We start from the raw sequence: 13,135 nt of genomic DNA on the forward strand, positions 1-13,135 counted from the left end.
ATCTCTACATCACCACAAGCGCGGAGGGAAAAACTCAGAATTATCCAGTGAAATAGTGCGCACTGAGTCGAGTCTGACCTTAAATATAGCGGAGAAAAAGGTATCCGATGCAAGCAAAAATTAACTGGATTGAGAACTTACGCGGAATTGCCTGCCTGATGGTAGTGATGATTCATACCACGACCTGGTATATCACCCACCCGCACGATGTTAGTCCGCTAAGCTGGGACTTTGCTAATGTCTTAAACTCCGCTTCCCGCGTCAGCGTGCCGCTCTTTTTTATGATTTCAGGCTACCTATTTTTTGGCCCACGCAGCGCCCAGCCGCGCCATTTTTTACGTATTGCACTCTGCCTACTGTTCTATAGCGCCGTCGCGTTGCTATTTATCGCCTCTTTTACCCATATCAACGTTGAGGCCTCACTGAAGCATGTGCTGCAAAAACCGGTGTTCTATCACCTATGGTTTTTCTTCGCCATCATCGTCATTTATCTGGTTTCTCCCCTGATTGAGGTCAAAGCTATTAGCGGCAAGATGCTGCTGGCTTTAATGGTGGTGATTGGCCTGGTGGCGAACCCCAATACCGTTTCGATGAGTACGCACGGCATTGAATGGCTGCCGATCAATTTATACATCAACGGCGACACCTTCTATTACGTTATTTACGGGCTACTTGGACGCGCCATTGGCATGATGGAGACCGATAAAAAATCGCTGACGTGGTGCTGCGGGCTGTTATTTGCAGCCGCGGTGTGGATTATTTCGCGCGGGACGCTCCATGAATTGCAATGGCGTGGCAACTTCGCCGACACCTGGTACGTCTACTGCGGCCCGATGGTCTTTATCTGCGCCGCATCGCTGTTAACATTGGTTAAAAACACGCTAAATGCCCGCGTCCTTCCGGGGCTGGGATTTATTTCAAAACATTCACTGGGTATTTATGGCTTTCACGCGCTGATTATTTACACCTTACGTACCGGTGGTCTGGAATTAAAACGCTGGCCTGCCCTGGATATTCTCTGGATATTCACTGCAACACTTGCCGGGAGCCTGGTACTTTCTACGCTACTTCAGCGTGTCGATACCCGTAGGCTGGTCAGTTAATACCGTTACCCGTATCAGAAGATACTGACCTGATATACAAAGACAGAATGCCGCAAGATATGCGCCTCTTTCGACCAGCGAGAGTGGCGCATTCCATAATCCCACCAGCAGCATCCCGCTAGTAATAAGTGCCATCATTTGGCAAACAGAAACAAAACGATCGTCCATCAGGCTGCGTTTCGACTCGCGTTGGTAGACGTAGATGATAAACATGCCGGTTATCAGCACGCCCAGGAAATAGCCTTTACCGCTTAATAACGGACAAGCCCGCCATAAACCAATGAGGTAAATCAGGGCTCCAACTAGCATAAATAACCATGCCATAAGCGCAGAACGTTTCATTGGGATCTCCTTATCCATCAAATGCACATTATGGGAAACGGGAGACTGGCGACACTGAAAAAAGGGAATCAGGAGAGCATTTCAGAATAAAATCATGTGACTTTTTTATTGTTTGAGTCGGTTTAATCGAAGTAGTAAATCCCTCCTGCGAACAGGAGGGATTTATCATCAGGACATCAGCGGGAGAAGCTGCTGATACAAACTGCGGAAAGTCTCGCGGCGCTGCTGATAAACCGCATGCTGCTGAGTATCCGGGCAATGCGTTTGTTCCAGCTGCAGTTGCGGCAACAGGTTTGAAAGCGGCTTGTCCGGATTAACGGCAATTTGTGCCAGCCGCGCTGCGCCCAACGCCGGGCCAACATCCCCCCCGGTGCGGTAATCCAGCTGCAGGCCGCTAATATCCGCCAGCATCTGTCGCCACCAGGGGCTGCGCGCACCGCCGCCGATAAGCGTGATGCTCTTTGGCGTCACGCCACAGGCATGGACGACGTCCATCCCATCAGCCAACGCGTAGCCCACGCCCTCGAGCACCGCTCGCGCCAGCTCGGCAGGCCCATGCTGGTGAGTCAGACCAAAGAACACGCCTTTGGCCTGCGGGTTATTGTGCGGCGTGCGTTCACCGGAAAGATACGGCAGGAACCAGATAGGATCAGCCTGATTATCGGCAGATTCCGCCGCGCTAATCAGCGCAGGCACGGTCGTCAGACCGGTCAGCCTGGCGGCCCAGTCCAGACAGGAAGCCGCGCTCAGCATCACCGACATCAGGTGCCAACGGCCCGGCAGCGCGTGACAGAAGCTATGTACGGCGCTTTCCGGCTTGCTCAGGAACCCTTCGCTCACCGCAAAATAGACACCAGAGGTGCCAAGCGACAGCATCGCCTGACCGGCATCCGCCATCCCGACGCCGACGGCGCCCGCGGCGTTATCGCCACCACCGGCCACGACCGGTACTGCGGGCATATTCCATGCGCTGGCTACCGCTGGCAGCAGGTGTCCGGTGATATCGCAGCCTTCATACAGCGCGGGCATGTTGTCACGGCTCAGATGGCAGGCGGCAAGCATCTCATCGCTCCAGTCACGCTTCGCCACGTCCATCCACATGGTGCCGGCAGCATCTGACATATCGCTGGCAAAGTCGCCGGTCATCCGTAGACGAAGATAATCTTTTGGTAGCAGAACCTTATCAACCTGACGGAATATTTCAGGCTCATGGCGCTGTACCCACAGCAGTTTCGGTGCGGTAAAGCCCGGCATCATCAGATTACCGGTTATCTGGCGCGATGTTTTAACCTGCGCTTCCAACAGTTCACACTCTTGTGCACAGCGGCCATCGTTCCACAGAATCGCGGGACGCAGCACGCGCTGTTGTTTATCCAGCAGCGTCGCGCCGTGCATTTGCCCGGCGATCCCCAGCGCTTTCACCCCTTGCAGGCTATGCTGCTGGCCGAGCCCCTTCATGGCACGATCCGTCGCCTGCCACCACTGCTCCGGGTCCTGTTCGGACCATAGCGGATGCGGACGGGAAACCGTCAGTTTTTCCGTCTGCGACGCCAGGACGGTACCCTGCTCATCAAGCAGAATCGCCTTAACGCCAGACGTGCCTAGATCTATGCCGATATACATCGCGACTGCTCCTTTAGGTGGTACGATGCCCGGCAAGCTTGCGCTCCCGGGCACGGTATACTGCGAAATGCGTGATGAACTTATTTGTCGAACAGGTAGTGGTTTACCAGCCCTTCCAGCAGTTCCTGATGGCCGCTCTGGTGCTGCGGCGCCAACTGATGCTGCTCAGCATATTTCGCCAGATCCTGCAGTGACATCTGACCTTTAAGGATCTGCTGACCCAGTTCGCCGTTCCAGCCCGCATAGCGTTTCGCCACGCGTTTATCCAGCTCACCACCTTCAATCATACGAGCCGCCACTTTCAGGGACAGCGCCATGGTATCCATCGCGCCAATGTGGCCGTAGAACAGGTCATATTTGTCGGTGCTTTGACGACGTACTTTCGCATCGAAGTTCAGGCCACCAGTGGTGAAGCCACCCGCTTTCAGGATTTCGTACATCACCAGCGCGTTTTCTTCTACGCTGTTCGGGAACTGGTCGGTATCCCAGCCCAGCTGCGGGTCGCCACGGTTTGCATCGACAGAACCAAACAGACCCAGCGCAATGGCGGTAGCAATTTCGTGATGGAAAGAGTGACCCGCCAGCGTTGCGTGGTTCGCTTCGATATTGAGCTTAATCTCTTTTTCCAGGCCGAACTGCTTCAGGAAGCCATAAACGGTTGATGCATCGTAGTCATACTGGTGCTTGGTAGGTTCCTGAGGTTTCGGCTCGATAAGCAGCGTCCCCTGGAAACCAATTTTGTGTTTGTGCTCAACCACCATCTGCATAAAGCGGCCAATCTGTTCACGCTCCTGACGCAGGTCGGTATTCAGCAGCGATTCATAACCTTCGCGACCACCCCACAGCACATAGTTTTCGCCACCCAGTTTATGAGTCGCATTCATCGCAGTGAACACCTGAGTCGCCGCCCAGCTAAAAACTTCTGGGTCTGGGTTAGTCGCTGCACCCGCGCCGTAGCGTGGGTTGGTGAAGCAGTTTGCGGTACCCCACAGCAACTTCACGCCGCTTTGCTGCTGTTTTTCAGCCAGCACGTCCACCATCTGAGCAAAGTTATTCAGATACTCTTTCAGGTTGGCACCTTCCGGAGAGACGTCCACGTCGTGGAAGCAGTAGTAAGGCACGTTCAGTTTGTGGAAAAATTCAAACGCCACGTCAGCTTTACGTTTCGCACGTTCAATGGCTTCGCCTGGCTGCTGCCACGGACGATCAAATGAACCAACACCAAACATATCCGCGCCGTTCCAGCAGAAGGTATGCCAGTAGCAGGCTGCAAAGCGCAGGTGGTCTTCCATGCGTTTGCCCAGCACGAGTTCATCTGGGTTGTAGTGGCGGAAAGCCAGCGGATTTTCGGTTTTTGGGCCTTCGAAACGAACACGATCCAGTTGGTCGAAATAAGCTTGCATAATGAACTCCATAATCTGACAGGCGGCGAGAAATAATTCGTGTTGTCATACTGAATTCTGATTTGCGGTTGCTCAATTACGTTATTTCACACTGCTATTAAGAGAATCCACAAATGTGCGCTGGCTCGCAAAATAAATAGGAATCCGCCTCCCTTTATGTCAGCAAATTTTGCATACGGTAATTTTAAAATCAGATCGCGGTCAAAAATTGACAATTAAACGAAATATCGTAATGGGAAGATAAAAATCTGTAATTGCCAGCAGACGTATACATGTTAAAAATTTGCTGCGTGTTAAGTCATCTCTGTTTCTTTTATCGCCAATCTCATCTCCTATCCCTACAGAAGGCATTACGATTATGAAGATAAAGAACCTTTGCCTCACACTCTGCGCATCGCTACTTTTCACCAGCATGGCGAGCAGTGCTAAAGAAGTTAAAATCGGTATGGCTATTGATGACCTGCGCCTGGAGCGCTGGCAAAAAGACCGCGACATCTTCGTGAACAAAGCCGAACAGTTGGGTGCGCAGGTCTTTGTGCAGTCCGCCAACGGCAATGAAGAGACGCAAATGTCGCAGATTGAAAATATGATCAACCGTGGCGTAGATGTCCTTGTTATTATTCCTTATAACGGGCAAGTACTTAGCAACGTAATTAAAGAAGCCAAACAAGAAGGCATTAAAGTATTGGCCTATGACCGCATGATTAATAATGCGGATATTGATTTTTATATTTCCTTCGACAATGAAAAAGTCGGTGAAATGCAGGCACAAAGTCTGGTCAATCAGGTCCCTCAGGGAAATTATTTCCTGATGGGCGGCTCGCCGGTTGATAATAATGCCAAGCTGTTCCGCGCCGGGCAGATGAAAGTATTAAAACCTTATATTGATGACGGCAAGATTAAAGTCGTAGGCGATCAATGGGTTGACGGCTGGTTACCGGAAAATGCGCTGAAAATCATGGAAAATGCCCTCACCGCCAACAATAACAAAGTGGATGCCGTGGTCGCCTCAAACGATGCCACCGCAGGCGGTGCCATTCAGGCACTCAGCGCCCAGGGTCTGGCTGGCAAAGTGGCCATTTCTGGCCAGGATGCCGACCTGGCAGGCGTGAAGCGCATTATCAACGGCACGCAGACCATGACCGTGTATAAGCCGATTACGCTGCTGGCCAATAGCGCGGCTGAGATTGCCGTCGAACTTGGTAACGGAAAACAGCCTAAAGCCGACGCCACGCTGAATAACGGGCTGAAAGATGTGCCGTCCCGCCTGCTGACACCAATTGAAGTCAATAAAACCAATATTGACGAGACCGTAGTAAAAGACGGTTTCCATAAGAAGAGCGAACTCTAAACGGCCCGCCCCGGCCTCGCGCTGGGGCAGCCTGGCTTACGCGGAGCACAAGCACTTATGCCGTATTTACTCGAAATGAAAAACATCACCAAAACCTTCGGGGTGGTGAAGGCGATTGATAATGTCAGCTTGCGATTAAACCCCGGCGAAGTGGTTTCTCTGTGCGGCGAAAATGGCTCAGGGAAATCGACTTTAATGAAGGTGCTATGCGGTATTTACCCGCATGGCAGCTATGAAGGGGAAATCATTTTTGCCGGTGAGACGCTACAGCCGACGCATATTCGCGACACCGAACGTAAAGGCATTGCCATTATTCACCAGGAGCTGGCGCTGGTTAAGCATCTGACCGTGCTAGAGAACATTTTCCTCGGGGCGGAAATTAGTCGCCACGGCGTACTGGATTACGACACCATGACGCTGCGCTGCGAAAAGCTGCTCACGCAGGTGAACCTGGCGATTTCGCCGGATACGCGAGTGGGAGATTTAGGGCTCGGGCAACAACAGTTGGTTGAAATTGCCAAAGCGCTGAATAAACAGGTGCGACTGCTGATCCTCGACGAACCCACCGCGTCGTTAACCGAGCAGGAAACCGGCGTGCTGCTAGGGATTATTCGCGATCTACAGAACCATGGCATCGCCTGCGTCTACATCTCCCATAAGCTCAACGAAGTCAAAGCCATTTCTGACACCATCTGCGTGATCCGCGACGGTCAGCACATTGGCACCCGCGATGCCACCAACATGACCGAAGATGACATCATCACCATGATGGTTGGGCGAGAATTGACCGCGCTTTACCCAAGCGAACTTCACACCGCCGGCGATGAAATTCTGCGTGTGGAACACCTCACCGCCTGGCACCCCGTGAACCGCCACATTAAGCGCGTTAACGACATCTCCTTTAGCCTCAAGCGTGGAGAGATTCTCGGTATCGCTGGTCTGGTTGGTGCAGGCAGAACCGAGGCGGTGCAGTGTCTGTTTGGCGTATGGCGCGGGCGCTGGGAGGGAAAAATCTTTATTGATGGCAAGCAGGTGGATATCCGCAACTGCCAGCAGGCCATTGCCCACGGCATTGCGATGGTACCGGAAGATCGTAAAAAAGACGGTATCGTGCCGGTGATGGCGGTCGGTAAGAACATTACTCTCGCGGCGCTGGGTGACTTCAGCGGCGCGCTCAGCAGCCTGGATGATGCCAAAGAGCAGCAGTGCATTTTGCAATCCATTCAGCGCCTGAAGGTCAAAACCTCTTCGCCGGATCTCGCTATTGGCCGCCTGAGCGGCGGCAACCAGCAAAAAGCCATTCTGGCGCGCTGCCTGCTGCTCAATCCGCGCATCCTCATTCTTGATGAACCCACGCGCGGTATCGATATCGGTGCGAAGTACGAAATCTACAAGCTGATCAATCAACTGGTGCAGCAAGGCATTGCCGTCATCGTTATCTCTTCGGAACTGCCGGAAGTGCTGGGTCTTAGCGACCGAGTGCTGGTGATGCATGAAGGGAAATTAAAAGCCAACCTGGTCAACGACAATCTGACCCAGGAACAAGTGATGGAAGCCGCTTTAAGGAGTGAACGTCATGTCGAAAAACAACCCGTCTGAAATCAAACTGGCGGCCCCTGCATCCGCCCCTGCATTGCGGCTGAAATCGCTTAACCTGCAGGTCTTCGTCATGATCGCGGCCATTATTGTGATTATGCTGTTCTTCACCTGGACCACCGAGGGTGCCTACCTCAGTGCGCGAAACGTCTCAAACCTGCTGCGCCAGACTGCCATCACCGGCATTCTCGCCGTTGGCATGGTGTTTGTGATTATCTCCGCCGAAATCGACCTCTCCGTCGGTTCCATGATGGGCTTACTGGGTGGGGCTGCCGCCATCTTTGACGTCTGGCTGGGCTGGCCGCTGCCGCTGACCATTATCGTTACGCTGGCGATGGGCCTGGTGCTCGGTGCCTGGAACGGATGGTGGGTGGCCTATCGCAAAGTGCCGTCGTTTATCGTCACCCTTGCCGGGATGCTCGCCTTCCGCGGCATTCTGATTGGCATCACTAACGGCACCACCGTTTCCCCTACCAGCGCGGCCATGTCGCAGATTGGTCAAAGCTATCTGCCAAACGGCATCGGCTTTACCTTCGGCGCCATCGGGCTGATGGCGTTTGTTGCCTGGCAATGGCGCGGGCGAATGCGTCGCCAGTCGATGGGGCTGGGTACTCCGGCATCCAGCGGCGTGGTGGGGCGTCAGGCGCTGACGGCGGTGATCGTGCTGGGTGCCATCTGGTTGCTCAACGATTATCGCGGCGTCCCAACTCCGGTACTGCTGCTCACACTGCTGCTATTAGCAGGGATGTTTATGGCAACCCGCACCGCTTTTGGTCGGCGCATTTACGCCATCGGCGGCAATATCGAAGCGGCGCGACTCTCCGGTATTAACGTTGAGCGCAACAAGCTTGCGGTCTTCGCCATTAATGGCCTGATGGTCGCAATTGCCGGGCTGATCCTTAGTTCACGTCTGGGAGCCGGTTCGCCATCTGCCGGGAACATTGCCGAACTGGATGCCATTGCCGCCTGCGTTATTGGCGGAACCAGCCTGGCGGGTGGCGTCGGTAGCGTTGCCGGCGCGGTGATGGGGGCATTTATTATGGCTTCACTCGACAACGGAATGAGTATGATGGACGTGCCCACTTTCTGGCAATATATCGTCAAAGGTGCAATTTTATTACTTGCCGTCTGGATGGACTCTGCAACCAAACGGCGTGCTTGATTGCCCAGCCGTGGTGTTGCCGTTCCCCATGACGGCAACACCCCTCATGATTCACGAGGAACCCTGAACCATGTTTGGAAAACGTCACCGCGTGACGCTGCTATTCAATGCCAATAAAGCCTTTGATCGTCAGGTAGTTGAAGGCGTGGGTGAATACTTACAGGCGTCGCAATCTGAGTGGGATATCTTCATAGAGGAAGACTTCCGCGCACGTATCGAAAACATCAAAGAGTGGCTGGGTGATGGCGTTATTGCCGACTACGACGACCCAACCATCGAAGCGCTCCTGACCGACGTCAACGTCCCCATCGTCGGCGTAGGTGGCTCCTATCATCGTCAGGAGCAGTATCCTCCCGTTCACTATATTGCCACCGACAACTACGCGCTGGTCGAAAGCGCCTTTCTGCATCTGAAGGAAAAAGGGGTGCATCGCTTTGCGTTTTACGGGCTTCCTTCTGCTAGCGGTAAACGCTGGGCCGAAGAGCGCGAATATGCCTTTAGCCAGATAGTCGCCAAAGAGAAATATCGCGGCGTCATCTACCAGGGCCAGCAGACCGCGCCGGAAAACTGGCAGCACGCGCAAAACCGGCTTGCCGATTGGCTGCAAACCCTCCCGCCGCAAACCGGCATTATTGCCGTTACTGACTCCCGCGCCCGCCATATCCTGCAAGCCTGCGAACATCTGCATATTCCGGTACCGGAGAAGCTGTGCGTGATTGGCATTGATAACGAAGAGTTGACCCGCTACCTCTCACGCGTGGCTCTCTCCTCCGTGGCGCAAGGGGCCAGGCAGATGGGCTATCAAGCAGCAAAACTGATGCAGCGGCTGCTGGATAACGAAGTCCTGCCGCTTCAGCGCGTGCTGGTCCCTCCGATGCGGGTGATGGAGCGACGCTCCACCGATTACCGCTCATTGAACGATCCGGCAGTGATTCAGGCGATGCACTACATCCGCAATAACGCCTGTAAGGGCATTAAGGTCGAGCAGGTGCTGGACTCGGTGGGGATTTCTCGTTCAAACCTCGAGAAGCGTTTTAAAGAAGAGGTAGGGGAGACAATTCATGCGGTGATCCACAGCGAAAAGCTGGAAAAAGCCCGCAGCCTGCTGGTTTCAACCTCGCTATCAATTAACGAAATCTCACAGATGTGCGGGTATCCGTCATTGCAGTACTTCTATTCGGTGTTTAAGAAAGAGTACGACACCACGCCAAAAGAGTATCGCGAGCAGCACAGTGAATCCTTGATTCAAACCTAAGCCAGAGACATAAAAAAGGCCTTCCAGTGGAAGGCCTTTTTTCAATGCAGCGCTGATTACATATGTGCAGCAATCAGACGTTGGTTGTCCTGGTACATCGCGAACAGGTAGTCGTTATAGCTTGAACCCTTGGTCGAATACCCTTTCAACTTATGAATCATCGCCGTGGCGGTGAGTTCCTGATCCGACTTACGCATCTGGGCGCGAGATTTACGGAACGAGGAATAAGCCGGGTGCGTATTCAGGTTAGCTGCGTAGGCCTGAACGGACTCCTTTACGGAATTAAACTTGGTGTAACCGTTCACTGAACCTGAGCCATTTTTACAGCCTCTACCGCATTTCATGCCGAACAGGTTGTTATTGGCACGTGCCAGTTTAGAAGTACCCCAACCGCTTTCTGCAGCTGCCATCGTTGCGACCATGCTGCCTGGGATAATGTCGACACGCTCAAGCAGCGAGTTCCACGGCACCTTACGGGTGTTGCCGTTCCAGCTGACTTTATAGCGCGCAGCAATATCTTTCAGACGCGCACGTTCAGACGGCGACCAACGACCTTCGTACTGCTTAGAAACCAGCCAGTTACGATCGGCAGTAATAGCCGCATTTTGGCTTGTGATATAAGGCATTACCGTCCGGAGAAACGCTCTTTTCCTTGGGGTTCCGGAAGGGTATTTTCGCAAATCAGGAAGTGAACTGCTCTTTACACTATTGCGAGAATACTCTTGTTTACTGCTTGCCTTGCTATAACTTGCCTTTGTTACTTTTGGTGCCGTCGCCTTCGTATGTTTTGTTACCGAGGCTTTTTGATGCTTCGTTACCGTGTGTGTTGTTGCAAACACCCCACCTGAAAAAGTCCAGATGAGTAACATAAGTATCGCGGCCCCATATCGTCGAATGGGAGTCGATATCATTAGGTCTCCAGGTCGGATTTAATCATTCCAACGCCTTATTATTTCAAAAAATTGAGAGCTGAATCTCAAATTATAGCAAAAATAGCCCGCCAACGCACGCTCAGGAAATAGTCCGATTCCGAATCGGCATGTGGACGCGATTCAGCATAGGGCAAATTACGCAGGCAGAATGTCAGCCACCTCTCATTTTAGTTCATTTTTTGACCTCTATCACTCAGCCCTGCTTCTCCTCCTTTTGCCAGGAGGAGTACAGCGCGATAAGCGACTGGCACACTAAGGAAAAATTCGTTGGCACAAGGATCCCGGAATGAAATTCGCCGCCCTGATACCGCTACTAATTCCCACTGTTGCCAGCGCAGCGAGCTGGTCCAGCGAGGGCTTTCCTGCTTTTTCAGCGGAAGGCACCGGCAAGTTCAGCAGCCAAAAAATGCTCGCTAAGGGTACTCGCCCGCTAAGACTGAATTTTGACCAACAGTGCTGGCAGCCCTCTTCGCCCATTCGCCTCAACCAAATGTTGTCGCTGGAACCGTGCCAGGGCGAAGCGCCACAGTGGCGTCTCTTTCGTGACGGCAGTTACGCACTGGAGGTTGATACCCGCTCAGGGACACCAACGCTCACCATCGCGGTACAAAACGATGCCCAGGGCAGCGCAAACCCGGTGGCCGTCCGCCAGTGCCCGCGCTGGGACGGCAAACCACTAACGCTGGACGTCACTAACACTTTCCTGGAAGGCAGCACCGTACGCGATTTTTACAGCGGCCAGACGGCAACGGTGAAACAGGGGAAAATCACGCTACGCCCCGCCGATAACAGCAACGGGCTACTGCTACTTGAAAGCGCAGAGGTCTCCAGCACTGCGCCTTTCAGCTGGCACAACGCCACGGTCTATTTCGTACTGACCGACCGCTACGTCAACGGCGACCCCAGCAACGACCATAGCTATGGTCGCCATAACGACGGCATGCAGGAGATTGGCACCTTCCACGGCGGCGATCTGAAAGGCTTGACCAGCAAACTCGACTATCTGCAAAAGCTAGGAGTGAATGCACTGTGGATTAGCTCGCCGCTCGAACAGATCCACGGTTGGGTTGGCGGCGGCACAAAAGGCGACTTCCCGCACTACGCCTATCACGGCTATTACACCCAGGACTGGACACGTCTGGACGCCAATATGGGCAGCGAAGACGACCTACGCGCGTTGGTGGATGGCGCACACCAGCGTGGCATACGCATTCTGTTCGACGTGGTAATGAACCACACCGGCTACGCTACCCTTGCCGATATGCAGCAGTATCAGTTCGGCGCGCTCTATCTTAAAGGCGATGAGGTCACAAAAACGCTAGGCCAGCAGTGGACAGACTGGAAACCCGGCCCCGGCCAGACCTGGCATAGCTTTAACGATTACATCAACTTTAGCGATAAAGCCGCGTGGGAAAAATGGTGGGGCAAAGCATGGGTCCGCACCGATATCGGTGATTACGACAACCCCGGTTTTGATGATTTAACCATGTCGCTGGCGTTCCTGCCGGATTTAAAAACCGAGTCCACCACGCCGAGCGGGCTGCCGAATTTCTACCACCACAAGCCGGATACCCACGCCAAAGCTATCGCGGATTTTACACCGCGCGACTATCTCACCCACTGGCTCAGCCAATGGGTGCGCGACTACGGTATTGATGGTTTCCGCGTGGATACCGCCAAACACGTTGAGATGGCGGCCTGGCAGCAGCTCAAAGCGCAATCTATCGAGGCGCTAGCCGAATGGAAGAAAGCCAACCCGCAAAAAGCGCTCGATGCGGCACCGTTCTGGATGACTGGCGAAGCCTGGGGACACGGCGTGATGGAGAGCGACTACTACCGCCACGGCTTTGACGCGATGATCAACTTCGATTACCAGGATCAGGCAGCGAAAGCCACCGACTGCCTGGCCAATATCGATATGACCTGGCAGCAAATGGCCGACAAGCTGCAAAGCTTCAACGTCTTAAGCTATCTGTCATCGCACGATACCCGTCTGTTCCGCGAGAAAGGCAATAACGCTGCTGAACTACTGCTGCTTGCTCCCGGTGCCGTGCAGATCTTCTACGGCGATGAGTCCAGCCGTCCCTTTGGGCCCACCGGCTCTGACCCGTTACAGGGCACCCGCTCGCAGATGAACTGGCAGGACGTTACTGGCCAATCTGCCGCTGTCGTTGCACACTGGCAGACGCTGGGCCAGTTCCGCGCCCGTCACCCTGCCATTGGCGCGGGCAAACAGACGCCCCTCACTCTGCCGCAAGGCTATGGTTTTGTTCGCGAAATGGGCGAGGACAAAGTAATGGTGGTCTGGGCCGGGCAGCCATAATCTTTTCTTATTACGGCTCGTATGTATCATACGAGCCTCTTTAGA

Annotated in this window: 10 protein-coding genes; 6 read left to right on the forward strand and 4 right to left on the reverse strand. The window is 53.7% G+C overall.

The genetic code is table 11. The features are described 5' to 3' along the window. Positions 1–107 precede the first annotated feature (107 nt). The gene (locus ACLGE8_RS05265) at positions 108–1,103 is read left to right on the forward strand and encodes an acyltransferase (RefSeq protein ID WP_410996981.1); all 996 of its coding nucleotides are present in this window, start codon (positions 108–110) and stop codon (positions 1,101–1,103) included. On the opposite strand, the gene yiaB is transcribed toward ACLGE8_RS05265, so the two are convergent. The 3 genes from yiaB to xylA form a co-directional block, all read right to left on the reverse strand. Then, entirely contained in the window at positions 1,065–1,445 is a 381-nt protein-coding gene (gene yiaB, locus ACLGE8_RS05270; RefSeq protein WP_410996983.1) for an inner membrane protein YiaB, read from the reverse strand. The genes ACLGE8_RS05265 and yiaB overlap by 39 nt on opposite strands. 168 nt (positions 1,446–1,613) lie before the next feature. Next, positions 1,614–3,068: a xylulokinase gene (xylB, locus tag ACLGE8_RS05275; protein WP_410996985.1), complete on the reverse strand. Its 1,455-nt coding sequence runs from the start codon at positions 3,066–3,068 to the stop codon at positions 1,614–1,616. 80 nt (positions 3,069–3,148) lie between these two features. Next, complete coding sequence (gene xylA, locus ACLGE8_RS05280) at positions 3,149–4,471, reverse strand: xylose isomerase (protein WP_185667441.1); 1,323 nt, start codon at positions 4,469–4,471, stop codon at positions 3,149–3,151. 358 nt (positions 4,472–4,829) lie between these two features. Between xylA and xylF the strand changes: the two genes are divergently transcribed. The 4 genes from xylF (at position 4,830) to xylR (ending at position 9,835) form a co-directional block, all read left to right on the forward strand. After that, positions 4,830–5,822, forward strand: coding sequence for a D-xylose ABC transporter substrate-binding protein (xylF, locus tag ACLGE8_RS05285; RefSeq protein WP_410996987.1), 993 nt, complete (start codon positions 4,830–4,832; stop codon positions 5,820–5,822). Positions 5,823–5,879: 57 nt separating this feature from the next. Next, complete coding sequence (locus tag ACLGE8_RS05290; protein ID WP_410996989.1) at positions 5,880–7,421, forward strand: xylose ABC transporter ATP-binding protein; 1,542 nt, start codon at positions 5,880–5,882, stop codon at positions 7,419–7,421. Further along, positions 7,399–8,580, forward strand: coding sequence for a xylose ABC transporter permease XylH (gene xylH, locus ACLGE8_RS05295; RefSeq protein WP_220440682.1), 1,182 nt, complete (start codon positions 7,399–7,401; stop codon positions 8,578–8,580). Before ACLGE8_RS05290 ends, xylH begins: the two co-directional genes overlap by 23 nt. 70 nt (positions 8,581–8,650) lie before the next feature. Further along, complete coding sequence (xylR, locus tag ACLGE8_RS05300; protein ID WP_410996991.1) at positions 8,651–9,835, forward strand: D-xylose utilization transcriptional activator XylR; 1,185 nt, start codon at positions 8,651–8,653, stop codon at positions 9,833–9,835. Between the two features lie 56 nt (positions 9,836–9,891). On the opposite strand, the gene ACLGE8_RS05305 is transcribed toward xylR, so the two are convergent. Further along, the gene (locus tag ACLGE8_RS05305; RefSeq protein WP_410996992.1) at positions 9,892–10,746 is read right to left on the reverse strand and encodes a protein bax; all 855 of its coding nucleotides are present in this window, start codon (positions 10,744–10,746) and stop codon (positions 9,892–9,894) included. Between the two features lie 307 nt (positions 10,747–11,053). On the opposite strand from ACLGE8_RS05305, the gene ACLGE8_RS05310 reads away from it, so the two are divergent. Continuing rightward, positions 11,054–13,090, forward strand: coding sequence for an alpha-amylase (locus ACLGE8_RS05310; protein ID WP_410996993.1), 2,037 nt, complete (start codon positions 11,054–11,056; stop codon positions 13,088–13,090). Positions 13,091–13,135: the final 45 nt, after the last annotated feature.

The sequence above is a fragment of the Kluyvera sp. 142486 genome (assembly GCF_046569695.1).
GTDB lineage: Bacteria > Pseudomonadota > Gammaproteobacteria > Enterobacterales > Enterobacteriaceae > Kluyvera.

Excerpts from the sequence above, each read along its gene's own strand:
- ACLGE8_RS05265 (WP_410996981.1), top strand. The coding sequence starts at position 108 with ATGCAAGCAAAAATTAACTGGATTGAGAACTTACGCGGAATTGCCTGC.
- yiaB (WP_410996983.1), bottom strand. The coding sequence starts at position 1,445 with ATGAAACGTTCTGCGCTTATGGCATGGTTATTTATGCTAGTTGGAGCC.
- xylB (WP_410996985.1), bottom strand. The coding sequence starts at position 3,068 with ATGTATATCGGCATAGATCTAGGCACGTCTGGCGTTAAGGCGATTCTG.
- xylA (WP_185667441.1), bottom strand. The coding sequence starts at position 4,471 with ATGCAAGCTTATTTCGACCAACTGGATCGTGTTCGTTTCGAAGGCCCA.
- xylF (WP_410996987.1), top strand. The coding sequence starts at position 4,830 with ATGAAGATAAAGAACCTTTGCCTCACACTCTGCGCATCGCTACTTTTC.
- ACLGE8_RS05290 (WP_410996989.1), top strand. The coding sequence starts at position 5,880 with ATGCCGTATTTACTCGAAATGAAAAACATCACCAAAACCTTCGGGGTG.
- xylH (WP_220440682.1), top strand. The coding sequence starts at position 7,399 with ATGTCGAAAAACAACCCGTCTGAAATCAAACTGGCGGCCCCTGCATCC.
- xylR (WP_410996991.1), top strand. The coding sequence starts at position 8,651 with ATGTTTGGAAAACGTCACCGCGTGACGCTGCTATTCAATGCCAATAAA.
- ACLGE8_RS05305 (WP_410996992.1), bottom strand. The coding sequence starts at position 10,746 with ATGATATCGACTCCCATTCGACGATATGGGGCCGCGATACTTATGTTA.
- ACLGE8_RS05310 (WP_410996993.1), top strand. The coding sequence starts at position 11,054 with ATGAAATTCGCCGCCCTGATACCGCTACTAATTCCCACTGTTGCCAGC.